This window comes from Hydrogenophaga sp. Root209 (assembly GCF_001428625.1).
GTDB lineage: Bacteria > Pseudomonadota > Gammaproteobacteria > Burkholderiales > Burkholderiaceae_C > Hydrogenophaga.
In genome coordinates this window covers 205,871-228,145 of sequence record NZ_LMIE01000032.1, presented here as the reverse complement: position 1 = coordinate 228,145, position 22,275 = coordinate 205,871, and the positions used below count along the sequence as shown (strand labels likewise).

General features: G+C 65.8%; 21 protein-coding genes. 17 read left to right on the top strand and 4 right to left on the bottom strand.

Going from position 1 to position 22,275, the window contains the following annotated elements; genetic code table 11:
- Window positions 1-154: 154 nt before the first annotated feature.
- From ASE11_RS22305 to ASE11_RS22280, 6 genes are all read left to right on the top strand, one after another.
- Window positions 155-1,285 (top strand): PAS domain-containing sensor histidine kinase, encoded by a 1,131-nt coding sequence (locus ASE11_RS22305; RefSeq protein WP_056276992.1) that lies wholly within the window; start codon window positions 155-157, stop codon window positions 1,283-1,285.
- Between the two features lie 77 nt (window positions 1,286-1,362).
- The gene (locus tag ASE11_RS25595) at window positions 1,363-1,566 is read left to right on the top strand and encodes a YjfB family protein (RefSeq protein WP_162258082.1); all 204 of its coding nucleotides are present in this window, start codon (window positions 1,363-1,365) and stop codon (window positions 1,564-1,566) included.
- A 23-nt stretch (window positions 1,567-1,589) separates the two neighbouring features.
- Window positions 1,590-2,141, top strand: a complete 552-nt coding sequence (locus tag ASE11_RS22295; RefSeq protein WP_056276987.1) for a hypothetical protein — start codon at window positions 1,590-1,592, stop codon at window positions 2,139-2,141.
- A gap of 171 nt (window positions 2,142-2,312) precedes the next feature.
- The gene (locus ASE11_RS22290) at window positions 2,313-2,708 is read left to right on the top strand and encodes a response regulator (RefSeq protein ID WP_056276985.1); all 396 of its coding nucleotides are present in this window, start codon (window positions 2,313-2,315) and stop codon (window positions 2,706-2,708) included.
- 23 nt (window positions 2,709-2,731) lie between these two features.
- On the top strand, window positions 2,732-4,408 hold the full coding sequence (locus tag ASE11_RS22285) for a PAS domain-containing protein (RefSeq protein WP_156406455.1): 1,677 nt from the start codon (window positions 2,732-2,734) through the stop codon (window positions 4,406-4,408).
- Entirely contained in the window at window positions 4,405-4,887 is a 483-nt protein-coding gene (locus tag ASE11_RS22280; RefSeq protein ID WP_056276979.1) for a response regulator, read from the top strand. Before ASE11_RS22285 ends, ASE11_RS22280 begins: the two co-directional genes overlap by 4 nt.
- On the opposite strand, the gene ASE11_RS22275 is transcribed toward ASE11_RS22280, so the two are convergent.
- The gene (locus ASE11_RS22275; RefSeq protein WP_056276976.1) at window positions 4,802-5,740 is read right to left on the bottom strand and encodes a LysR family transcriptional regulator; all 939 of its coding nucleotides are present in this window, start codon (window positions 5,738-5,740) and stop codon (window positions 4,802-4,804) included. The genes ASE11_RS22280 and ASE11_RS22275 overlap by 86 nt on opposite strands.
- Before the next feature lie 113 nt (window positions 5,741-5,853).
- On the opposite strand from ASE11_RS22275, the gene ASE11_RS22270 reads away from it, so the two are divergent.
- From ASE11_RS22270 to ASE11_RS22250, 5 genes are read left to right on the top strand one after another with little or no spacing between them, the layout of a single operon-like run.
- Complete coding sequence (locus tag ASE11_RS22270) at window positions 5,854-6,816, top strand: Bug family tripartite tricarboxylate transporter substrate binding protein (RefSeq protein ID WP_056276973.1); 963 nt, start codon at window positions 5,854-5,856, stop codon at window positions 6,814-6,816.
- A 38-nt stretch (window positions 6,817-6,854) separates the two neighbouring features.
- Window positions 6,855-7,871 (top strand): 4-hydroxythreonine-4-phosphate dehydrogenase PdxA, encoded by a 1,017-nt coding sequence (locus ASE11_RS22265; RefSeq protein ID WP_056276969.1) that lies wholly within the window; start codon window positions 6,855-6,857, stop codon window positions 7,869-7,871.
- A 27-nt stretch (window positions 7,872-7,898) separates the two neighbouring features.
- Complete coding sequence (locus ASE11_RS22260; RefSeq protein ID WP_056276967.1) at window positions 7,899-9,071, top strand: L-rhamnonate dehydratase; 1,173 nt, start codon at window positions 7,899-7,901, stop codon at window positions 9,069-9,071.
- A 5-nt stretch (window positions 9,072-9,076) separates the two neighbouring features.
- A complete protein-coding gene (locus ASE11_RS22255; protein WP_056276964.1) occupies window positions 9,077-9,994 on the top strand; it encodes a dihydrodipicolinate synthase family protein in 918 nt (305 codons plus the stop codon).
- A 1-nt stretch (window position 9,995) separates the two neighbouring features.
- Window positions 9,996-11,429: an aldehyde dehydrogenase family protein gene (locus ASE11_RS22250; protein ID WP_056276961.1), complete on the top strand. Its 1,434-nt coding sequence runs from the start codon at window positions 9,996-9,998 to the stop codon at window positions 11,427-11,429.
- Between the two features lie 10 nt (window positions 11,430-11,439).
- Here ASE11_RS22250 and ASE11_RS22245 read toward each other — a convergent pair whose 3' ends face one another.
- On the bottom strand, window positions 11,440-13,113 hold the full coding sequence (locus ASE11_RS22245; protein WP_056276958.1) for an AMP-binding protein: 1,674 nt from the start codon (window positions 13,111-13,113) through the stop codon (window positions 11,440-11,442).
- Window positions 13,114-13,368: 255 nt separating this feature from the next.
- On the opposite strand from ASE11_RS22245, the gene ASE11_RS22240 reads away from it, so the two are divergent.
- A complete protein-coding gene (locus tag ASE11_RS22240; protein WP_056276955.1) occupies window positions 13,369-13,749 on the top strand; it encodes an RNA recognition motif domain-containing protein in 381 nt (126 codons plus the stop codon).
- A 96-nt stretch (window positions 13,750-13,845) separates the two neighbouring features.
- Here the strand turns inward: ASE11_RS22240 and ASE11_RS22235 are convergent, their stop codons facing one another.
- The gene (locus ASE11_RS22235; protein ID WP_056276951.1) at window positions 13,846-16,260 is read right to left on the bottom strand and encodes a serine/threonine protein kinase; all 2,415 of its coding nucleotides are present in this window, start codon (window positions 16,258-16,260) and stop codon (window positions 13,846-13,848) included.
- A gap of 16 nt (window positions 16,261-16,276) precedes the next feature.
- Window positions 16,277-17,263: an NADPH:quinone oxidoreductase family protein gene (locus ASE11_RS22230; RefSeq protein WP_056276948.1), complete on the bottom strand. Its 987-nt coding sequence runs from the start codon at window positions 17,261-17,263 to the stop codon at window positions 16,277-16,279.
- A gap of 126 nt (window positions 17,264-17,389) precedes the next feature.
- Here ASE11_RS22230 and surE point away from each other — a divergent pair, with 126 nt between their 5' ends.
- From surE to rlmD, 5 genes are all read left to right on the top strand, one after another.
- A complete protein-coding gene (gene surE, locus ASE11_RS22225; RefSeq protein WP_056276945.1) occupies window positions 17,390-18,190 on the top strand; it encodes a 5'/3'-nucleotidase SurE in 801 nt (266 codons plus the stop codon).
- 44 nt (window positions 18,191-18,234) lie between these two features.
- Complete coding sequence (locus ASE11_RS22220; RefSeq protein ID WP_414842480.1) at window positions 18,235-19,014, top strand: protein-L-isoaspartate(D-aspartate) O-methyltransferase; 780 nt, start codon at window positions 18,235-18,237, stop codon at window positions 19,012-19,014.
- An 84-nt stretch (window positions 19,015-19,098) separates the two neighbouring features.
- Window positions 19,099-19,974 (top strand): peptidoglycan DD-metalloendopeptidase family protein, encoded by an 876-nt coding sequence (locus ASE11_RS22215; RefSeq protein WP_235501413.1) that lies wholly within the window; start codon window positions 19,099-19,101, stop codon window positions 19,972-19,974.
- 12 nt (window positions 19,975-19,986) lie between these two features.
- Window positions 19,987-20,772 (top strand): 3'-5' exonuclease, encoded by a 786-nt coding sequence (locus tag ASE11_RS22210; RefSeq protein ID WP_056276943.1) that lies wholly within the window; start codon window positions 19,987-19,989, stop codon window positions 20,770-20,772.
- 12 nt (window positions 20,773-20,784) lie between these two features.
- Window positions 20,785-22,266, top strand: a complete 1,482-nt coding sequence (rlmD, locus tag ASE11_RS22205) for a 23S rRNA (uracil(1939)-C(5))-methyltransferase RlmD (protein ID WP_056276940.1) — start codon at window positions 20,785-20,787, stop codon at window positions 22,264-22,266.
- The last annotated feature ends 9 nt before the right edge of the window (window positions 22,267-22,275 follow it).

The following is a 22,275-nucleotide window of genomic DNA, read 5'->3' as shown; positions in this document are numbered from 1 at the left end:
AAGGGACCACCGCCCGACATTCCCATTCACCGTTCGCCACTGGAGAGGCAGGACGCTACCCCCGCAATGATCGCCAGCGCGTGCCGCGCCTGGCCTGTGCGGCCAGCGTTGCAGTACAGTCATCGCCACTTTCCCCAAGCCGGAGTGCAACGGTATGTCGACCCTCGATCGTGTGGATTTGACGGACTCGGAGCGGCTGAGGCTGCTGGACGCCGTGCGGGACTACGCCATCTACATGCTCGATCCTCAGGGCCATGTCCAGAGCTGGAACCGGGGTGCCGAGTTGATCAAGGGCTACTCGGCCTCGGAGGTGATCGGAAAGCACTACAGCATGTTCTTTCGCCAGAGCGACCGTGCGGAGGGGCTTCCAGCCTGGCAACTGCAAAGGGCTCTTCTCCACGGAAGAACGGAAGAGGAGGGATGGCGCATTCGCAAGAATGGTTCGACTTTCTGGGCGAACATCGTGCTCACGCCCATCCATACCAGTGAGGGCGTGCTGACCGGCTTTGCCAAGGTGACTCGCGACATGAGCGAACGCCACAGGCTGCATGAGCTGGAGGACTCGTTGCGTCGCACGAACGAGTTTCTGGCGATGCTGGGCCATGAACTTCGCAATCCCCTGGCGCCCATGCGCAACGCTGTGTCCCTCATGCAGCGGGAGCCATCGTTGAACCCGTCACTGTCCCTGGCGCGCGACGTCCTGGACCGTCAACTGACCCATCTCAATCGGTTGTTGGGGGACCTGCTGGACGCCGGACGGCTCACCAGCGGCAAGATGCACGCAAAGCCCGAGCGGATCATTTTCAATGACATCGTGACGCAGGCCGTCGAGGCGGTCTGGCCAGAGATGAACGCGCGGTCCCAGGTGCTCGACGTCGACATGCCCGAGGGCCATATTTGCCTGAACGCCGACGAGATTCGTCTCATCCAGGTGCTGCAGAACCTGCTGACCAACGCGGCAAAATTTTCACCGGACGGTGGCGCCATCCGGTTGAAAGCCACCGTGGTCAATGACTGGTTGCGGGTGGAGGTTTCCGACAACGGAGTGGGGATGGACCCGGCGACCATCGATCGGCTTTTTGTGTTGTTTGCTCAGGGGGACGACGTGAAGGAAAGTCGCCAAGGTGGTCTGGGCATCGGGCTCGCCCTGGCGCGCTCGATTGTTGAAATGCATGGCGGCACCATTTCAGGGTCGAGTGCGGGCGTCGGAAGGGGCAGCACCTTCACCGTCGAGTTGCCCGGCGCGGCACTCGAGGAGCATTGCGCCACGTCCCGCAACGGGTGAGCGGGTGGCTCAGGGAGATATCAAGATCTCCTCGCCGCGACCGATACAGGGGGTATCTCCATCCACCAGGAACCACCGTGGACGTATCTCCCGTTGAAATCGTGGGCGCGTATGTCGCCAACAAGCAGGCCAATGCGGCCCAGGAAGTGCAACTGGCCGTGCTGAAGAAGGCGATGGACATGCAGGGCGCAGGTGCCATTTCGCTGCTGAACAGCCTCACCGGCAACCTGCCGCTGGCCACCAGCGGCAGCGTGGGCACGCAGCTCAATCTGCTGGCCTGAGGTCGCAGCACTGCGTACACACCATGAACGCCGAACCGCACGACGCAAACTCGAAACCCCAGGGCGCTGGCCCGGCGGTGCAGATCGACCTGGACGCTGCCTGCCAGCCGGTGCCGCGCCTGCTGTTCGTGGAGGCCGCGCGCCGCGCACTCAAGCTCATGGGGCACAAGCTTCAGACCGACCTGCAAGCGCTGGAGTCGTACCCGGTCATCCCCGGCATCGAAGACCTGCCTTCGCTGGAGCTGGGCATGCAGTACATCCAGCACCAGTTCGTGTCGGTGGGGCAGCCCCAGGCGGTGGCCATGGCGGCTGCCTTGCGTTTCGTGGCGGTCATGTTCACGCGCCGCTACCAGTACAACTATCAGGACCTTCGGGTGGGCCACGACAGCGGCACGCTGTTCTGGGCGCCGAGTGGCCCCATGTTGGCCGCGGCGGCGAACATCCCGTTGCAACTCTGGGCGATCGATTGCCCGCGTTTCGTTGAAGCGGAGCTCATCCGCGCCGCGCACGCGATCCACCGAAATTTCGATCATTTCGACGAAGGCGCTTTGATCTATATAGAGCGCTTCATCTAGAACAGCCCGGTGCCGCAGCCCGCCGTCGATGCGGGGGGCGTTCCTGTGACCCATGACACGGTGGTTGAACCAATCCCGTGGGCCCTGTGTCTTATGACACCTGCGGCTTGTTCGCCGCTGCCTACATTGGGCTCAAGGGCAGGCATCCGCCTTTGCTCCGGGAGCTTTCATATGCACCACACCACCCACACCCAACGCGTCATCCTGGTCGATGACAGCGACAACGACAACTTTTTCCACGACATCGCCCTGCGCAAGTGCGGCTTTGGTGGCGAGATCAGGATCTACGACAAAGGTGAGGACGCGCTCGCGTTTCTGCTGCAGGACGGCGTGAGTGTGCCCACCCTGATGTTCATGGACATCAACATGGCCGGCATGGGTGGCTTCGAGCTGGCCCGTGCGCTGGACGAGCAACTGGAGCCTGACGTACCGCTGCACCTGCACATGCTGACCTCGTCATCGTGGTCGGTGGACAGGGCCACATGCGATTCGATCGGGCGAATCGAGAGCTACCTTGTCAAACCCCTGACGCAGGAGACGGCGGCCGCGCTGATCGACCTGTGCTGACCTCTGTGCAACAAGTTCAAGACATGTCCACCCCGATTCCAGCCAACGAACCCGATCGTCTGGCTGCCCTGCGGCGCCTGCAGATCCTGGACACCCTGCCGCAAAAAGCGTTTGACAGCATCACCAGCCTGGCGGCCGGCATCTGTGGCACACCGATCGCGCTGATCTCGCTGGTGGATTCCAACCGCCAGTGGTTCAAGTCGCGGTTGGGCACCGAGCTGGCGGAGACCTCGCGCGACGAGGCGTTCTGTGCCCACGCCGTCATGGAGCCGAGCGAAGTGCTGGTGGTGAATGACGCTTCCCGCGATGCGCGCTTTCAGAACTTTCCCAGGGTGCGCAACGGCGAGCTGGTGTTCTATGCCGGCGCGCCCATCGTCACCTCGGGTGGCGCGGCGTTGGGCACGGTGTGTGTGCTCGACACGCTGCCGCGCAAGCTCGATGAAGAGCAACTGAACATGTTGAAGCATCTGGCCGATCTGGCCATGCAGCTCATCGAGCACGAGCGCAGCCGGCGCGAGCAGTCCGAGCACATGGTCGAGCAGATCCTGAAAGGCAAGAAGATCATTCGCGACGTGCTCAACGAGGGCCGCGACATGGCGGCTTTCATCGACCTGGAACACCGCTACCTGTTCGTCAACCCGGCGTTTCAGCGCTACTGGACGCTGCAGCCCCAGGAAATCATGGGCATGCAGGTGCAGGACCTGATCGATCCCACGAGCTACCACGCCTTGTTCAAGCCCAGCCTCGATCAGGCGCTGGCGGGTCACGAGTCGCAGTTCGCGCTGGAACTGGACTTCCCGGGCATGGGCATGCGCTACCTGGAGTTCACCCACACGCCGGCGCGCGACGGTGGTGTGGTGCATGGCGTGGTCGAACGCGCACGCGACATCACCGCGCGCAAGCAAAGTGAGCGACAGCTCGATGAAGCCGTGCAGGAACTGCAGGCAAAGCGCCTGGCCAACCGCAAATACGTCTACAGCGTCTCGCACGACTTGAAGGAGCCGGTCAACGCGATCACCAACGCGACCCTTCTGCTGGCAGAGGGTGCCGCGCTGCGCGCCGACCCGCTGGAGACACGCTGCGTGCGCATCGCCCAGGAAGCCAGTGCCAAACTCTCGCGCGTGCTGGAAGACCTGCGCCTGTACAGCGAAGTGGATACCGGCGACATGCGCATGCAGCCTCACCTGGCGCACAGCATCTATGCCGGAGCCATCACCGAGATCGACGCGGAGCTCGGGGCCGCGGGCGTTGAGGTCGAGCTGAGCGTGGAGGGCACGATCCGTGCGGATGCGCCGCTCCTGAGTCTGGCCATTCGCAGCATTCTTGAGAATCTGCTGAGTTCGGCGGATCGTCAGGGCTCGGTGCCAGGCGTCTCGCTGGTGCTCATACGATCGCAGGAAGAGCTGTTCACGCATCGCGTGGACATCATGGTGCAGCGGCGCAGCCCTGTGTCCAGCACATCAACGGTCGCTGCCGCCGCCACCACCCGCCGCCCGATGTCGGCACGCCGCACCCGAAAGCGGGCCATGGCCGATGTCCGCGAACTGGGCTTGGGCCTGTCCATTGCCTCCCACATCATCGACCTGCACCAGGGAGAGCTGCAGATCGAGCTGAGGTCCGACGGCGCCAACCGCTACTCCGTGATCCTTCCAGGCCCCAACAGGGCGATCGAGCTTCAACGAACCGGGCCCGCCGCATGAGCTTCACCACCCGGATCCAGCGGGTCGTTCTCATCGATGACAGCGAAAACGACAACTTCTTTCACGAGATCGCGCTGCGCAGGGCCGGGTTCGATGGAGAGATCCAGATCTTTGAAAGCGGTGAACGCGCACTCGAATTCCTGGTGCGAGACCAGATCGGCGTGCCCACCCTGATCTTGCTCGACATCAACATGCCCGGCATGAACGGCTTTGAGGTGGCGCGCGCGCTCAGCGATCGCTTGCAGCCGCGCACGGCCCTGCAGCTTCACCTGCTGACCTCGTCGGCATGGTCGGTGGACAAGGCCACGGCCCAATCCATCGGGATCATCCGCAGCTACCTGGTCAAGCCTTTGACCAAGGAGATGGCGGCGTCGTTGATCGACGTCGAGTGCTTCATCGGACGCTGCCCGGCTGAGACGGCAGCAGCAGGGACAGCAAGTGCGCCAGCGGCGGGCTGGGGGGGCGGCCCCGGGCCATGAGGCAGCCGAACACGCCCAACTGCTGCCGCACGGCGTAGCGGATGCAGGCCAGCATGCCGTGCGATTCGTAGCGCGCCGCCACCTCGGCCGGAATCACCGCGATCATGTCCGAGCGCACCAGCAGGTTCATGGTGGTGAGGATGGATGAGGTTTCGACAAGCCCGCGCGGCAGGCGGGCCTTGTTGCGGCGGAACTCCTGCTCCAGGACTTCGCGCATGGGGCTGCCGCGCGGCTGCAGGATCCACGGGTGGTCGAGCAGCTCGTCAAAGGCCACGCGCGGTTTGTGGGCGAGCGGGTGGGTGGGCCCCGCCACCACGCTCAGCGCCTCGTCGGCCACCGGCTTGAATTCCATGTCGTCCAGCGCGCCTTCGGGCACACGTCCGATGACCAGGTCAAGGTCGCCGCGGCGCAGGGCGTCGGTCAGGCGATCGCTGGTGTCCACCATGATCTCGATGGCCAGCTGCGGATAGGTCTCGCGCAGCCGCAGCAAGGACTCCGACAGCAGCTCCGGCGAGGCGGCCATGATGCTGCCGATGAAGAGCTTGCCGCTGCCGCCCTGCTCGATGCCGTCGAGCTCGCGCGTCAGCGCATCCAGGCTGCCCTGCAGCCCCTCAAAGTAGCCCAGCGTGCAGCGGCCCGATTCGGTGAGCTTCAGGCCCCGCCCCGCGCGCTCGAACAGCGCGTGCCCGAGTGCGTTCTCCAGTTCGCGCAGCATCTTGGTGGCGGCCGGCTGGGTCATGCCGAGTTCTGCGGCGGCCGCGCGCAGCGTGCCGCTTTTGCCGATGGCCAGCAGCAGCGCCACCTGGCGCATGCGCATGCGGTTCAGTAGCTGTTGGGTGGGGGAGGTGGCCATGTTTGAATGATAACTCTGAGTTATCGATGATTTCCAAACTTTCAATATACGGCGATCAATCGGCCACCTACCATCCGTTCGCCTTACACCACTTTTCCCGACGGAGACACACCATGAAGACAATCAAATGGGCACTGGCCGCGCTGGCGCTGGCCCTCACCACCGGCGGCGCGACCGCACAGGACTGGCCGCGCCAGAACGTGAGGATTCTGGTGGGCTCGTCGCCCGGCGGCGGCACCGACGCCATGGCCCGCGCCATCGCCGACCGGCTGGGCCCGCTGCTCAAGCAGAACGTGGTGGTGGAGAACCGCGCAGGTGCCTCCAACACCCTGGCCGCCGACCTGACCGCCAGGTCCACCGATGGGCACACGATGATCATGGGCGTGTCCACCGCGCACGCCATCGCGCCGCATCTGCTCAAGCTCAACTACAACAACGACAAGGACCTGGTGCCGGTGGCCTTTGTCGGCTCGGTGCCCAATGTGCTGGTGGCCAACATGGCCCTGCCCGTGACCAGCGTGGACGATCTGGTGAAGCTTGCCAGGAGCCGCCCCGGACAGCTCAACTACGCCACCAGCGGCTCGGGCAGCACGCAGCACATCGCGGCCGAAATGTTCAAGGACGTGACGGGTCTCTTCATCACCCACATTCCCTATCGCGGCAGCGCGCCCGCGCTGGTCGACCTGATGGGTGGGGCCGTGCAGGTCAGTTTCGACACCATGCCCTCTGTCATTGGCCATGTCCGCAACGGCAAGATCCGTCCGCTGGCGGTGGCCGCGGCCAAGCGCAACCCGCAACTGCCCGAGGTACCCACCATGGCCGAAGCGGGCGTCAAGGGCGTTGAAATGAGCGCCTGGTACGGCATCTACATGCCTTCCTCCACGCCGAGGGAAGTCATCACACGCGTCAATGCCGAGGTCAACAAGGTGATCGCCATGCCCGAAACGCAGGCCCGCCTCTCGGCCATCGGTGCCGATCTGACCCCCATGACGCCCGAGGCTTTCCTGGCTTTCCACAACGCCGAGAACAAGCGCTACAGCGACCTGATCCGCCGCAAGAACATCAAGCTCGAATGAGCACGAACCGCTGACACCGCGAGCCCCGAGGAGACCTTGTGAACCTGACCGAACTTCCCGTTGTTGCCCTGGCCTTGGGCGACCCCGCCGGCATTGGCCCGGAGCTGATCGCCCGCCTGCTGGGCCAGACCGACGCCAGCACGCACGCCAACCTGGTGCTGGTGGGTGACCCCTGGCTGTGGGAGGCAGGCCAGGAGGTGGCCGGGGTGCAGGTGGCCACCACGTCGGTGCGCAGCTTTTCAGAGGTGCGCGGCCGCGCCGATGCGAACACGCCGGCCTGGCTGGCCATGGACACGGTGGCGCCCGAACAAGTGCAGCGCGGCCTGGCCCAGGCGCCCGGCGGTGCGTCGGTGCTGCAGGTGCTCAACGCCTGCATGGACGCGGCGCAGCAAAACGAGGTGGATGCGATCTGCTTCGCGCCGCTCAACAAGTTCGCCATGAAGCAGGGCGGCCTGAAACACGAGGACGAGCTGCACCACTTCGCCGAGTACCTCGGCGTGCAGGGCTACTTCTGCGAGTTCAACACCCTGGGCGAGCTGTGGACCTCGCGCGTGTCCTCTCACATCCCGCTCAAGGACGCGGCCAGCTTTCTCAGCAAGGACCGCATCAAGGACGCCGCGCGCCTGATCTACCGCTCGCTGCAGGCGGCGGGTTTCGCCCAGCCCCGGGTGGCGGTGGCGGCCTTCAACCCGCACGGTGGCGACGGCGGCACCTGCGGGCGCGAGGAGATCGAGATCATCGAGCCGGCGGTGCGTGAGCTCGCGGCCGAGGGCATCGCGGTGGGCGGCCCGTTCCCGGCCGACACCATCTTCTTGAAGGCACGCGACGGCGAGTACCAGGCCATCGTGACCATGTACCACGACCAGGGCCAGATCGCGATCAAGCTGATGGGCTTCTCCAAGGGCGTGACGGTGCAGGGTGGCCTGCCGGTGCCCATCACCACGCCCGCGCACGGCACCGCCTACGACATCGCGGGCCAAGGCAAGGCCGATGTCAACGCCACCTACAACGCTTTGCGCATCGCCGCCCGCATGGGTGCCGCGCGCCTTGCCTGAACCCTTTCATCCCAACCTGACATTCCCATGAAGATCAAATCCGTCCGCGCCCGCGTGTTCGAGTGGAAAGGCAAGACCGTGCCTCCCCAGGGCAACTTCTGCTCCAACGCCATGGACCTGCTGTACTCGAACTCGGAGACCATGAGCACCTTCCGCTTCCATTCGTGGACGGTGGTGGAGATCGAGACCGACACCGGCATCGTCGGCCTGGGCAACGTGGCGCTGGCACCCAGGATTGCCAAGGCCATCATCGACGAGTACCTCACGCCGCTGGTGCTGGGCCAGGACCCCTGGGACTACGAATACCTGTTCCAGCGCATGTACCGCGGCACCCACGCCTGGGGTCGCAAGGGCGTGACCATGGCGGCGATCTCGGCCATCGATCTCGCGATCTGGGACATCCTGGGCAAGTCGGTCAACAAGCCGGTGTTCAAGCTGCTGGGCGGGCGCACGAAAGAGAAGATTCCCTGCTACTACAGCAAGCTCTACCGCACCGACCTCAAGGCCATGCAGGAAGAGGCGCAGACCTACAAGGACCAGGGTTTCAAGGCCTTCAAGATGCGCTTTGGGTACGGCCCCGGCCACGGCCAGCAGGGCGTGGTGGAGAACCTGAAATCGGTGGAGGCGGTGCGCGAGGTGATCGGCTACGAGAACGACCTCATGCTCGAGTGCTACATGGGCTGGAACCTGGAGTACGCCAAGCGCATCCTGCCCAAGCTGGTGAAGTACGAGCCGCGCTGGCTCGAAGAACCGGTGATCGCCGACGACATTGACGGCTACGCCGAACTCAACCAGCTCACAGACATCCCGATCTCCGGCGGTGAACACGAGTTCAGCCTCTACGGCTTCAAGCAGCTGCTCGACAAGAAGGCGGTGAGCGTGGTGCAGTACGACACCAACCGCGTGGGCGGCATCACCGCGGCGCACAAGATCAACGCATTGTGCGAGGCCTACAGCGTGCCGGTGATCCCGCACGCCGGCCAGATGCACAACTACCACCTGACCATGAGCACGCTGGCCTCGCCCATGAGCGAGTACTTCCCGATGTTCGATGTGGAGGTCGGCAACGAGCTCTTCTATTACATCTTCGACGGCGAGCCCGTGGCCGAGAACGGTTTCCTGGATTTGCGCGACGACGTGCCCGGCCTGGGCCTCACGCTCAAGACCGAGTTCCTCGATCAGTTCAACATCACCGGTTGAGCGCGATGAACCGACGCTACAAGGGCGTGTTCCCGGTGGTGCCCACCACCTTCCATGAAGACGGCACGCTCGATCTCGACAGCCAGAAGCGCTGCCTCGACTTCATGATCGACGCCGGTTCGAACGGCCTGTGCATCCTGGCCAACTTCTCCGAGCAGTTCTCGCTCTCGGACGTCGAGCGTGAAACCCTCACCCGCGTGGCGCTGGAGCACGTGGCCGGCCGCGTGCCGGTGATCGTGACCACCACCCACTACGGCACCGCCGTCTGTGCCGAGCGCAGCCGCCGCGCGCAGGAGCAGGGCGCAGCCATGGTGATGGTGATGCCGCCCTACCACGGCGCCACCTTCCGCGTGCCCGAGGCTCAGATCTTCGAGTTCTATGCGCGGCTGTCGGATGCCATCGACATTCCCATCATGGTGCAGGACGCGCCCGCCAGCGGCACCGTGCTCTCGGCGCCTTTTCTCGCGCGCATGGCCAAGGAGATCGAGCACCTGGCCTATTTCAAGATCGAGACCGCGGGTGCGGCCAGCAAGCTGCGCGAACTCATCCGCCTGGGCGGCGACGCGATCGAAGGCCCGTGGGATGGTGAAGAAGCCATCACCCTGCTGGCCGACCTGGACGCCGGCGCCACCGGCGCCATGACCGGCGGTGCTTTCCCCGACGGCATCCGCACCATCATCGACCCGTACCTCGCAGGTGACCGCGAGGCCGCGGTGGCGGCCTACGCGAAGTGGTTGCCGCTGATCAACTGCGAGAACCGCCAGGGCGGCATCCTCAGCGCCAAGGCACTCATGAAGGCCGGCGGCGTGATCGCCTGCGAGGCTTCGCGCCACCCCTTCCCGTCCATGCACCCCGAGGTGCGCGCCGGCTTGCTCGACGCCGCGGAACGCCTCGACCCGCTCGTGCTGCGCTGGGGTCGTTGAGATGGTGCACGGCAACTTCATCGCGGGCGACTGGCTCGTGGACACCGGCTCGGCACCCAACATCAACCCTTCCGACCTGAGCGACGTGGTGGGCGAGTACGCGCTGGGCGACGCAGCCCAGGTGGACGCCGCGGTGGCCGCCGCGCGCGCCGCCTTTCCCGCTTGGTCCAACTCGGGCATCCAGGCCCGCAGCGATGCGCTGGAACGCATCGCCGGCGAGATCCTGACGCGCCGCGAGGAGCTGGGCCACCTGCTGGCGCGCGAAGAGGGCAAGACCCTGCCCGAAGCCATCGGCGAGGCCACGCGCGCCGGCCACATCTTCAGGTTCTTTGCCGGCGAATGCCTGCGACTGGCGGGCGAGTTGCTGCCTTCGGTGCGTCCGGGCATTGGCGTGGAAGTCACGCGCGAGCCGCTCGGCGTGATCGGCCTGATCACGCCCTGGAACTTCCCCATCGCCATTCCCGCCTGGAAGATCGCGCCCGCCCTGGCCTATGGCAACTGCGTGGTCATCAAGCCGGCCGACCTGGTGCCCGGCAGCGCCTGGGCGCTGGCCGAGATCATCAGCCGCTCGGGCCTGCCAGCCGGCGTGTTCAACCTCGTCATGGGCCAGGGCCGCACGGTGGGCGAGGCGCTGGTGAACCACTGCGGTGTGGACGGCATCAGCTTCACCGGTTCTCAGGACGTGGGCCAGCGCATCGGCCAGGCCTGCATGGCGCAGCACAAGAAGGTTCAGCTGGAAATGGGCGGCAAGAACCCGCAGGTCGTGCTGGACGATGCGGACCTCAAGACAGCTGTGGAGCTGTGCGCGCAGAGCGCGTTCTTCTCCACCGGGCAGCGTTGCACCGCGTCGAGCCGGCTCATCGTCACCGAGCGCATCTACCCGGCCTTCATCGCCGCGCTGCAGGCGCGTGTGGCGGCGCTGCGGGTGGACGACGCGCGCAAGCCCGGCACCGAAATCGGCCCGGTGGTGAGCCAGGCGCAACTGGGACAGGACCTGAGCTATGTGCAGATCGCCCGGGACGAGGGGGCCACGCTGCTGTGTGGCGGCCAGCGGTTGCAACGCGACACCGAGGGCTTCTACATGGCGCCCGCGCTCATCACCGACAGCACGCCTGCCATGCGCATCAACCGCGAAGAGGTGTTCGGGCCGGTGGCCAGCGTGATCCGCGTGCAGGACTACGACGAAGCCCTGGCGGTGGCCAACGACACGCCGTTCGGGCTGTCGGCCGGCATCGCCACCACCAGCCTCAAGCACGCCACGCACTTCAAGCGCCATGCGCAGGCGGGCATGGTGATGGTGAACCTGCCCACGGCGGGTGTGGACTACCACGTGGCCTTTGGGGGTAGAAAGGGCAGCAGCTACGGGCCGCGCGAGCAGGGGCGCTTTGCAGCCGAGTTCTTCACCACAGTGAAGACGGCCTACACGCTGGCCTGAGGGCAACCCGTCACGCCCAGATGACGGCTTGCGGCTGCTCGTACCACTGCGGCAGGTGCGGCGCCATGCTGGCCTCGATGCGGCTGCGCTTGATCTTCATGGTGGGCGTGAGGCAGCCGTTCTCGATGCTCCACGGTTCGCGCGCCACCGCCAGGAACTGCAGCTGTTCGTGGCTGCCCAGTCGCGCATTCACCTGGTTCAGCAGCTCCGTCAGCGCTGCCTGCACCTGATCGCGCACGGCCGCATCGGTCAGCCGCGGTCGCAGCGCTTCGTCGAGCAACAGCGCCGCGTACGGCGTTGCTTGCCCCACACCCGAGACCAGGGCCAGCTCCACCATGGGGTGTGCGTTGAGCAGGTTCTCGATCGGCACGGGCGCGATGTACTTGCCCTTGGCGGTCTTGAAGAGTTCCTTCTTGCGCCCGGTGATGCGCAGCAGGCCCGCCTCGTTGACCACGCCCAGATCACCGGTGCGAAAGAAGCCGTCGTCGGTGAAGGCCTCGGCGTTGAGTTCGGGCTGCTTGTAGTAGCCCGCCATGCACCCGGGCGATTTGACGAGGATCTCGCCGTCGTCGGCCAGGCGCGCCTGCACGCCGGGGTAGGGCTTGCCCACATGGCCGGGCAGCGAAGCCTCGCCGTCGCCGCCGTGCGAGTAGGCGAAATCCTCGGTCATGCCGTACCCCTCGAACAGGTTCAGCCCCAGTCGCCGATACCAGACCAGCAGCTCGGCCGGCAATGGCGCAGAGCCGCTGCCTGCATTCTTCACTTGGTCCAGTCCCAAGCTGGCCAGCACCTTCGCGCCGACCGCCGCCGCGGTGGCCGGGTTGTCGAGCAAGGCGTCGAGCTGGGCCGCTGGCATGCTGGCCAACACGCCCTGTTGGAACTTCGTCCACAGGCGCGGCACCGAGATGAACAGCGTGGGCCTGGCGCGCTGCAGGTCTTTCATAAAGGTGGCGGCAGTGTCGGTGAAGTACACCTGCATGTCGCCGCGCACGAAGGCCTGGCACTCCACCCAGGCCCGCTCGAAACAGTGGGCCAGAGGCAGGTAGGACAGCACGCGCAATTCGATGTCACCCGTGAAGCGGTGGCGCATTTCTTCGACGATGCACTCCGAGGCTGCACTCACGCTGCCAAAGGTCTGCATCACACCTTTGGGTTGGCCGGTGGAGCCCGAGGTGTAGAGCAGCATGGCCAGCTCGTCGGCAGCGCGCATGGGCTCACCGGCCAGCGGTGGCGTGCGAGCCACGATGTCGTCCCACTGCTCGAAGTCGGTGTCGGGCGCCAGGGGCAGGGCGATACAGGGCAGGGCAGTCGGCACGCCGCCCGCCTGCTTGGGCCAGTCGTCGAGCTTGCCCACGAACAGCAGGCGGGGTTCGCAGTGCTCCAGCACGTAGTGGATGTTGTGAGACGACTCGGTGGGAAAGATCGCCACCGTGGTGCCCCCGGCCATCCAGATGGCCAATTCAGCCATGAAGAAGTGGGCGCTGTTCTTGGCCAGCATGGCGACGCGCGCACCCGGCTCCAGACCCAGGGTCCGCAGGTGGGCGGCCATGCGCCGCGCCTGGTCCATGGTCTCACCCCAGGTCCAGTTGACCACCTCGCCGTTGCCCACGGGCTGCGTGAGGAAGGGTTCGTCCCGCCGCAGGCGTTCGTGTTCAAAGGCGTATTCCAGCATCAGCTTGGCCATTGGCCGTCTCCTTGTCAGGGCCCGAAACGGCCTGGACCCGTGCGCATTGGGCTCTTTTTGGGGTAGGCGGCGCATGGGGTTTGTCCCGTGGTGGGGATTCGTCCGCATAAAGCGCATAATCGACGCGTGCGACTGTCCATCAGTTGCACAAGCTAGGTGATCGGTCAGTTTCGCGCGCTACGGCGGTACTTCTTGGATTTGTTGTGCTTTCGGGACCCCATCGCTTTTGTTTCATGTGTTTTTTGAGGAGTCCCCATGGGCAATAAACTTTACGTCGGCAACCTGCCGTACACCGTCCGCGACGAAGACCTGCAACAGTCTTTCAGCGAATTCGGCTCTGTCTCCAGCGCCAAGGTCATGATGGAACGCGACACCGGTCGCTCCAAAGGCTTTGGTTTTGTCGAGATGGGCAGCGATGCCGAAGCGCAAGCCGCTATCTCCGGCATGAACGGTCAGTCGCTTGGCGGCCGCAGCATCACCGTGAACGAAGCCCGTCCGATGGAGGCTCGTCCTCCCCGCACCGGCGGCTACGGTGGTGGTGGTGATCGCTCCGGCGGTGGCGGCTACGGCGGTGGCGGCGATCGCTCCGGCGGTGGCGGCTACGGTGGTGGCGGCGGCGGACGCGGCGGCTACTAAGCCCTGCGCTTACGCTGTCTCGGCCTCGCGCTGAGTCAACTCAAAAGGCTTCAGAACTTCGGTTCTGAGGCCTTTTTTGCTTGGGGGTTGGCGCCGCTAGGGTCGTGACTGGCGAAACGCCATCACCGCCTGGTTGCGCAGCGTCTTGAGCAGGGCGAGTTCCTTCTCGTCGAGCGCAATGTCGGAGGCGCTGGCCTTGTCGGCGTAGATCAGGCCGAATGGCGTGCCCTTGAGCTGCAGGGGCAGCAACAGAAAGGCCGGCGCGTTGATCTGGCTGCGGTACCAGACGGGCAGCTTCTGCGCGACGTTGGGTACGCTGGCATCGCGGATCAGCGTGTCCAGGCCCTTGTTGCACACCATGCCGAAAAGATCCTGTGCGTCCTTGAGCGGCACGCGGAACTGCCTGGCCACCGAGGCGGCGTCGTCGCCCAGGCCAAATCGGCCGGTGAGGCTGTGCGTGGCCGCGTCGCGCAGGCAGAACAGCACGCGGCGAAATCCCAGCGCGCGGTACATCGTCTCCAGCACCATGCGCAGCACGTCGTTGAGCTCGAAGTCTTCGACCATGGCGTTGGTGATGTCCTGGATGCCGGTGGCCAGCAAGTCGGCCGACACCGCGCGCGGCGGGGTCACTGGCGGGACGGTCTCGGCTGCGGCCGGCGCGGGCCCGGCCGTCAGTTCGAGCGGCTGCAGGGAATCGGCGGGCAGCACCTTGATCGGCGCGGGGCGCAGCAGCCGGGCCGCGGGAGAATCGCTGGCCACCTGCACACCCATGGCCTCGGCGGTCTGCGCGAGTTTTTCGCGCGCGGCCAGCGCCATGGTCTGGATGTGTTTGCTCTCCAGTCCCAGGCCACTGGCGTAGCGGGTGGACAGGCGCGCGAGCTCCCGTGCCAGCGCTTCGCCCTCCTTGTGCAGGAAGGCGTCGGCCATTTCGTTGGACGCCAGGCACAGCCAGCGCAGGCGCTCTTCGGTGCCCGCAGGCGTGCGCGTGGGTGGGTTACCGGCGGGTTTGCGCATGAGGCGCTGGATGCTGGCGGGCAGGTCCCACACACGGGCCACGCCCAGGCCCAGGTCTTCGCACGTGATGCCCAGCACACCCAGGGCCGCCACGTCTTCGGTCTTGCCGGCAGCGACGCCCTTGCGCATCTGCTGCGCCTCTTCAGGAAAGTAGAACTCGGTGAGCAGGCGGCCCAGGTTCTGGAACAGCGAGCCGATGAACACCTCTTCGCCCTCGCGCGACGCTGCACACAGATCGCTGGCCAGCGAGCCTGCCAGCAGCGCGCGCAGGAACTCGGCCTTGAGCAGGCTGGCGTGCGCCTTGTTCTGCATGTGTTCGAGCAGCACCAGGCTCATGGCGATGTTGCGGATGCCCACGAAGCCGATGAGGCTCACCGCGCGCGACACGGTGTTGATGCTGCCACCGCCAGCGTGCGCGAACTGTGCCGTGTTGACCAGGCGCAGCAGCTTGTTGGTCAGCGCCACGTCCTTGAGGATTTCGCTGGTCAGCGAATTCAGGCTTTCGTTTTCCGACGAGGCCATGCTCTGCACACGCCCGATGGACTCCGACATGGCGGGGAAATCGCTTTTGTGGCGCATGCGCCGCAGCAGGAAACCCAGCGTGGCGTGGCTGCCCTGGGGTTCCGGGGCGCTGGCGCTGTCTTGTTGCTGGCTCTGCCATTCGCGCAGGGCCTGGGCGAGCACCTGAGCGCTCTCGAAGCGCTGGCGCGCGTCGCGCGCCAGGCCCCGCATGAGCAGGGTGCGCAGCGCGTCGTCCACTTCGTGCACGCTGTCCTGTGGCAGCACGAGATCTTCGTGGGTCACCCGGTAGATCGCGCGGTAGGTGTCGCGGCCATCGACCAGCGGCTTGCCGAACACCATTTCGGCGAGCACCAGCGCCGCGCTGAACACATCACTGGTGGCGGTGGCGGGTTGCCCGGTGGCGGCCTCGGGCGACATGTAGCCCGGCGTGCCTTGAACCGTGTCGGCGTCCACGTCGGCCGCACCCATGCGCGCGGCGATGCCGAAGTCGGTGACCTTGGGGCGCAGGCCGCGGTCGAGCAGGATGTTGGATGGCTTGAGGTCTCGGTGCACCACCCCGGCGGCGTGCGCCACCTGCAGGGCATCGAGCACCGGGAGCATCAGGGCGACGGCGTCGGCCGCAGGCAGCGCGCCGGTGTCATGCAGGTGCCCGGCCAGCGTCTGGCCCGCCACGTACTCGAACACGAGCGAGGGCTGGCCGTCGATCACATCGGCTTCAAACAGCGTGGCGATGTTCGGGTGAGCGAGCCGGGCGACATGGCGCGCCTCGCGCAGCCAGGGCTCCATGGAGGCACCGGCGCCCGGCCGCACCGCCTGCATCACCTTGATGGCGACCAGTCGGTCCAGGCGCGGATCGTGGGCCAGCCACACCGTGGCGTGCACGCCCTTGCCCAGCACCTGGCGCAGTTCGTACCGGCCCAGGTACTTCGGGTGGGCAGGACGGTCGCTGGGGCTGGTAGGTGGCGTGGCTTTCACATGGATCCGGTGAGGTTCAGTTGACCATCACGAGCTTACCCTTGACCGAGCGCGATCCCATGATGGCGTAGGCCTTGTGCAATTCGCTCATGGGCAGGGTCTGGTCGATCACCGGCTTGACCTGTCCTTTTGCGTACATCACGGCCAGGGCCTGCATCATCTCGGCGTTGGCCTTGGGCTCGCGGCGCGCGAAGTCGCCCCAGAAAACGCCCACGATGCTCGCGCCCTTGAGCAGGGTGAGGTTCAGGGGCAGGGCAGGAATGGGCCCGCTGGCAAAGCCCACCACGAGGTAGCGGCCGCGCCATGCGATCGAACGGAAAGCAGGTTCGGCGAAGTCACCACCCACCGGGTCGTAGATCACGTCGGGGCCCTTGCCGTCGGTGAGCTGCTTGATCGCATCGCGCAGGCCTTCCTTGGGCGTGTGCACGCTGTAGTTGATGGTGGCGTCGGCACCGAGCTGTTTGCACAGCTCGCACTTCTCGTCGCTGGAGGCGGCGGCGATCACGCGCGCGCCGGCGGCCTTGGCGATCTGGATCGCCGCCGTGCCCACGCCGCCAGCGGCGCCCAGCACCAGCACGGTCTCGCCGGCTTTCAGCGCTGCGCGGTCCATGAGGGCGTGCCACGAGGTGGCGTAGATCATGATGAAGGCGGCCGCGTCCACCGCCGGGAAACCGGCAGGCAGTGGCATGCACAGCGCCGCGGGCGCTACGGTGTGCGTGCCGAAGCCCCCGGTGCCGCTCAGGCAGGCCACGCTCTGCCCCACTTGAAGGTGCTTCACACCCTCGCCCACGGCGCGCACCACGCCGGCGTATTCGGAGCCCGGCACAAAGGGCAGGGCGGGCTTCATCTGGTACTTGTTCTGCACAATCAGGAGATCGGGGAAGTTCAGGCTCGCGGCCTGAATTTCGATCAGCACCTCGCCCGCCTTGGGCTCGGGCGTGGGCAGTTCTTTCCAGGTCAGGGCGTCAACGCCCACGGGGTTTTCACAAAGCCAGGCGTGCATGCCTTCTCCTCGGTGGTTGGGTCGATGATCGGTCCATGATAGGCAGGCAGGCGACCTCGATTGCAGCGGGTAAGCCCCTTGTCTGTCTCAAGCGTGACCGGGGGGAACCCACCTAAAATCGTGGCAATGAAAATTCTCATCTCCAACGACGATGGTTACCAGGCGCCCGGTCTCGTGGCGCTGTATGAGGCCCTCAAGGGTCTGGCCGATGTGGAGGTGGTGGCGCCCGAGCACAACAACAGTGCCAAATCCAACGCGCTGACCCTGCATTCCCCTCTGTACGTGCACACCGCGCACAACGGGTTCCGTTATGTCAACGGCACGCCCGCCGACTGTGTGCACATCGCGCTCACCGGCCTGCTGGGCTACCGGCCCGATCTGGTGGTTTCGGGCATCAACAACGGCGCGAACATGGGCGACGACACCATTTACTCAGGTACCGTGGGCGCCGCCATGGAGGGTTACCTCTTTGGTATTCCGGCCATCGCGTTTTCGCAGACCGAAAAGGGCTGGGGACACCTGGAGGACGCGGGCCGGATGGCGGCGCGCCTCGTGTCGCAGTTGCTGCCATCGCTGGAGAACGGGGCTCCGGTCGAACCCTGGCTGCTCAACGTGAACATCCCCAACCGCCCACTGGCCGACATCCGGGGCTTCAAGGTCGCGCGTCTGGGCCGGCGCCACGCGGCCGAGCAGGTGATCTCGCAGACCAACCCGCGCGGCGACACCATGTACTGGATCGGCAGTGCCGGCAAGGCCAAGGACGACGCCGATGGCACCGACTTCCACGCCGCGTTGCAGGGTTACGCCACCATCACACCGTTGAAGGTGGACCTGACCGACCACGAGCGGCTGGCCTACTGGGCACCGGCCGCTGCCAGCCTGTCGGCACCAGGCGTGGTGCAACCCACGGGTGGAGCGGTTTCTTGAAAGACGGCGGCAAGGCCCGTCCAGGCTTTCCGGCCAGGCTGCCGGTGGTCCCGCACCCGCCAACCGTGCGCAAGCCGGTGGCACGGGCTTCCCAGCCCGCACTGGTTGCGGCCAAACCGGTGCCACGTCCGGCCATCAAGGCCCTCGCCGCAACGCGGCCTGTGGTGCCCAGCGGCGTGGGCATGGACTCATCGACCGTGCGCGCATCCATGGTGCGCAAGATCCAGGCGCAGGGCGTGAGCCACGCAGGCGTGCTGGCAGCCTTGCAGGCGGTGGAACGCCACCGGTTTGTCGACACCGCGCTGGTGAATCAGGCGTATGAAGACACGAGCCTGCCGATCGGCTTGGGCCAGACCATCTCCAAGCCCGGCGTGGTGGCGCGCATGATTGAGCTGCTGTGCGCCAGCCACGTGGGCAAACTCGGCCGGGTACTTGAGATCGGTACCGGCTGCGGTTACCAGGCCGCCGTGCTCAGCCATGTGGCGCGCGAGGTCTACAGCATCGAGCGCTTGCGCGGCCTGCACGAGAAAGCGCGCGAGAACCTTCGCGCCTTTCGCGTCTCCAATTTGCACCTGCTGTTCGGTGACGGCATGCTGGGGTACGCCAAAGGTGCTCCTTATGCCGCCATCATTGCCGCCGCTGGTGGCAACGACATCCCCCAAGCCTGGATCGACCAGCTGGCGGTGGGTGGTCGGCTGGTGGCACCGGCCGTGACCGCAGCGGGCAAGCAAAACCTGGTGGTGGTGGACAAAACCGCCACCGGCGTGGTTCGCACCGAGCTGGAGGCGGTGTTTTTTGTGCCACTAAAATCGGGCATCGCATGAGTGTCCCGCTGCCCTGAGCAGCGGCAGCGTTTTTTCAATCGGGGCAGCCTGCTGGCGTGTCCCGTCCATTGGTTGGGAGTTTTCATGTACATGCGTTTTCCCCAGGCACCAGGCCTGCCCCTCGAATCGCGTCGTTCGGCCTGGCGTGGCGCCGCGGTTCTGACCGTTCTGGCGGCCCTGCTGGTCACTGCGGGTTGTTCCACCCGGCGTGTGTCGGGTCCTGCTCCGGTGGAAGACCGCGGCTTGGTCCGACCCGCAGACATCGTTCCCCTGCCCGGCGCCGAGAACGCCGGCAAGCCCGGTTACTACACCGTGAAACCGGGCGACACGCTCTTTCGCATCGCTTTGGACAATGGCCAGAACTGGCGCGATGTTCAAGCCTGGAACAGCCTGGCCAATCCCAACGCGATTGAAGTGGGCCAGGTGCTGCGCGTGCAGCCGCCTGCGCCAGCGCCGCATTCAGCGCCTGCCGTGGCCAGCACGCCGGTGAGCCCGGCCGGCGTCGTCTCACGCCCGCTCACCGACACCGCACCCGCAGCGGCTCCCATTCCGGCGCCGGCGCCGGCCCCTGCGCCCGCCTCGGCCGGCGCCGACGAACTCAGTTTCGTGTGGCCTGCGCAGGGCGCGGTGGTGTCTTCGTTCGACGAGACGACGAACAAGGGCGTGTCCATCTCCGGCAAGATCGGTGACCCGGTGGTGGCCGCGGCCGATGGCCGTGTGGTGTACGCCGGTGCCGGTCTGCGTGGCTACGGCAACCTGATCATCCTCAAGCACAACAACACCTACCTCACGGCCTACGCGCACAACCAGGCCCTGTTGGTGCGCGAAGACCAAGCCGTGCGCCAGGGCCAGAAGATCGCCGAGATGGGCAGCAGCGACACCGATCGCGTGAAGCTGCACTTCGAGGTGCGCCGCCTGGGCAAGCCGGTCGATCCGATCGGTTACCTGCCCAAGCGTTGAACCGGGGCCACCATGGCCTGGCCCGTTCTTGTTTTCGACATCGAGTCGATCCCCGACATCGACGGCTTGCGCGCCCTGCGCGCCGCGCCGGCCGATCTGACCGACGGGCAGGTCTACGCCAGCTGGCTGGAGGAGCGCCGGGCCAAGGGTCAGAGCGATTTCATGCCGCTGCATCTGCAGCGCGTGCTGGTCATCAGCTGCGTTTTTCGCAACGCCGAAGGCCTGCGCATCCATTCGTTTGTGGACCGCGACGGGCAGAGCGAAGGCAGGGTGGTGCAGACCTTTTTTCATGCGGTTGAAAAGCACACGCCGCAGCTCGTGAGCTGGAACGGCGGCGGCTTTGACTTGCCGGTGCTGCACTACCGCGGTCTGCGCCACGGGGTGGAAGCGAGCAAGTACTGGGACCTCGGCGAGGACGACCGCGAGTTCAAGTGGAACAACTACATCAGCCGCTACCACATGCGCCACCTGGACCTGATGGATCTGCTGGCCATGTACTCGCCCAAGAACAACGCACCGCTGGACGCCATGGCCAAGCTCTGCGGCTTTCCCGGCAAGCTGGGCATGGACGGCTCACAGGTGTATGCGCAGTTCCTCGCCGGACAGACCGAGGACATCCGTCGCTACTGCGAAACCGACGTGATGAACACCTACCTCGTGTACTGCCGCTTCCAAAAGATGCGCGGCGGGCTGACCGAGGCCGAGTACGAGCAGGAGATTGCGATGGTGAAGGACACGCTGGGGAACTTGGCGGCCAGCGAATCGCACTGGGATGAATATCTGGCCGCGTGGGCCTGAGACAATCGAGGGATGACGACAGCCGCCACCCTCCACGAAAACAGCCTCCTCACCACCGCCAACGCCGCGGCCCACGACGCACCCGAGAGCCCATTGCCTGACGGCTGGCTCGCGGTGGAATCCCTTGACATCGATGCCCAGGGCATCGCACGCCGGCCCGATGGCAAGGTCGTCTTCATCGAAGGCGCCTTGCCCTTCGAGCAAGTCAGCGTCAACGTGCATCGCAAAAAGAACAACTGGGAGGCCGGTGTCGTCACGGCCGTGCACCACGAGTCTTCGCAGCGCGTGCGCCCGGGATGTCCGCACTTCGGCCTGCACGCCGGAGCCTGTGGCGGCTGCAAGATGCAGCATCTGCACGAGTCCGCCCAGGTGGCGATCAAGCAGCGCGTGCTGGAAGACAACCTCTGGCATCTGGGCAAGGTCCGCTCCGAAATGATGCTGCGCCCGATCGAAGGGCCGGCCTGGGGCTACCGCTACCGCGCGCGCCTGTCGGTGCGCCACGTGCACAAGAAGGGTGAGGTGCTGATCGGTTTTCACGAGCGCAAAAGCCGCTACGTGGCCGACATGAGGGTCTGCCCGGTGCTCCCCGCCCATGTGAGCGAGATGCTCATGCCGCTGCGCGAACTCATCTTCGGCATGGACGCGCGCGAGACCTGTCCGCAGATCGAGCTGGCTTGTGGCGACGAAGTAACGGCCCTGGTGCTGCGCCATCTGGAGCCGCTGAGCGAGGACGACATCAGCCGGTTGCGCGCGTTTGCCCAGCAGCATGGTGTGCAGTGGTGGTTGCAGTCCAAGGGGCCGGAGACGGTCAAGCTGCTGGATGTGGACGGCCCCTTGCTGAGCTACGCCTTGCCCGAATTCGGCATCACCATGCCGTTCAAGCCGACCGACTTCACTCAGGTCAACCCGGCCATCAACCGGGTGTTGGTCACACGTGCCCTGCGCCTGCTCGATGCGCGCAGGCACGAACGCGTGATCGACTGGTTTTGCGGCCTGGGCAATTTCACCTTGCCGATCGCGACCACCGCTGGTGAAGTGCTGGGCATCGAGGGCAGCGAGGCGCTGGTGGCACGTTCGCGCGAGAACCTGGCGCTGAACCAGGCGGGGCGGGGTACTGCGCTCGCGCCCACCGCATTTGCCGCGCGCAACCTGTTCGAGATGACGCCAGGCCTGCTGGTGTCCGACGGGACGGCGCAAAAGTGGCTGGTGGACCCACCGCGAGAGGGCGCCTTTGCGCTGGCCAAGGCGCTCGCCGACCTGCACCAGAACCCGGCTCAGCGTGGTGGCTGGACGCCGCCGCAGCGCATCGTCTACGTGAGTTGCAACCCGGCCACGCTGGCGCGCGACGCGGGCCTGCTGGTGCACCAGGCGGGCTACCGCTGCGTGGCGGCGGGGGTGATCAACATGTTTGCGCACACGGCGCATGTGGAGAGCATGGCGGTGTTCGAGCTGGACCCGACGCGCTTGCCCGGCCACGACCCAGCGCCTGAATAGCCGGCGCGG

Coding starts and splice junctions, on each gene's coding strand:
- ASE11_RS22215 (WP_235501413.1), top strand. CDS start 19,099: ATGTACATGCGTTTTCCCCAGGCACCAGGCCTGCCCCTCGAATCGCGT.
- ASE11_RS22280 (WP_056276979.1), top strand. CDS start 4,405: ATGAGCTTCACCACCCGGATCCAGCGGGTCGTTCTCATCGATGACAGC.
- ASE11_RS22290 (WP_056276985.1), top strand. CDS start 2,313: ATGCACCACACCACCCACACCCAACGCGTCATCCTGGTCGATGACAGC.
- ASE11_RS22295 (WP_056276987.1), top strand. CDS start 1,590: ATGAACGCCGAACCGCACGACGCAAACTCGAAACCCCAGGGCGCTGGC.
- ASE11_RS22305 (WP_056276992.1), top strand. CDS start 155: ATGTCGACCCTCGATCGTGTGGATTTGACGGACTCGGAGCGGCTGAGG.
- ASE11_RS22260 (WP_056276967.1), top strand. CDS start 7,899: ATGAAGATCAAATCCGTCCGCGCCCGCGTGTTCGAGTGGAAAGGCAAG.
- ASE11_RS22240 (WP_056276955.1), top strand. CDS start 13,369: ATGGGCAATAAACTTTACGTCGGCAACCTGCCGTACACCGTCCGCGAC.
- ASE11_RS22230 (WP_056276948.1), bottom strand. CDS start 17,263: ATGCACGCCTGGCTTTGTGAAAACCCCGTGGGCGTTGACGCCCTGACC.
- ASE11_RS22270 (WP_056276973.1), top strand. CDS start 5,854: ATGAAGACAATCAAATGGGCACTGGCCGCGCTGGCGCTGGCCCTCACC.
- ASE11_RS22285 (WP_156406455.1), top strand. CDS start 2,732: ATGTCCACCCCGATTCCAGCCAACGAACCCGATCGTCTGGCTGCCCTG.
- ASE11_RS22210 (WP_056276943.1), top strand. CDS start 19,987: ATGGCCTGGCCCGTTCTTGTTTTCGACATCGAGTCGATCCCCGACATC.
- surE (WP_056276945.1), top strand. CDS start 17,390: ATGAAAATTCTCATCTCCAACGACGATGGTTACCAGGCGCCCGGTCTC.
- ASE11_RS22255 (WP_056276964.1), top strand. CDS start 9,077: ATGAACCGACGCTACAAGGGCGTGTTCCCGGTGGTGCCCACCACCTTC.
- ASE11_RS22275 (WP_056276976.1), bottom strand. CDS start 5,740: ATGGCCACCTCCCCCACCCAACAGCTACTGAACCGCATGCGCATGCGC.
- ASE11_RS22250 (WP_056276961.1), top strand. CDS start 9,996: ATGGTGCACGGCAACTTCATCGCGGGCGACTGGCTCGTGGACACCGGC.
- rlmD (WP_056276940.1), top strand. CDS start 20,785: ATGACGACAGCCGCCACCCTCCACGAAAACAGCCTCCTCACCACCGCC.
- ASE11_RS22245 (WP_056276958.1), bottom strand. CDS start 13,113: ATGGCCAAGCTGATGCTGGAATACGCCTTTGAACACGAACGCCTGCGG.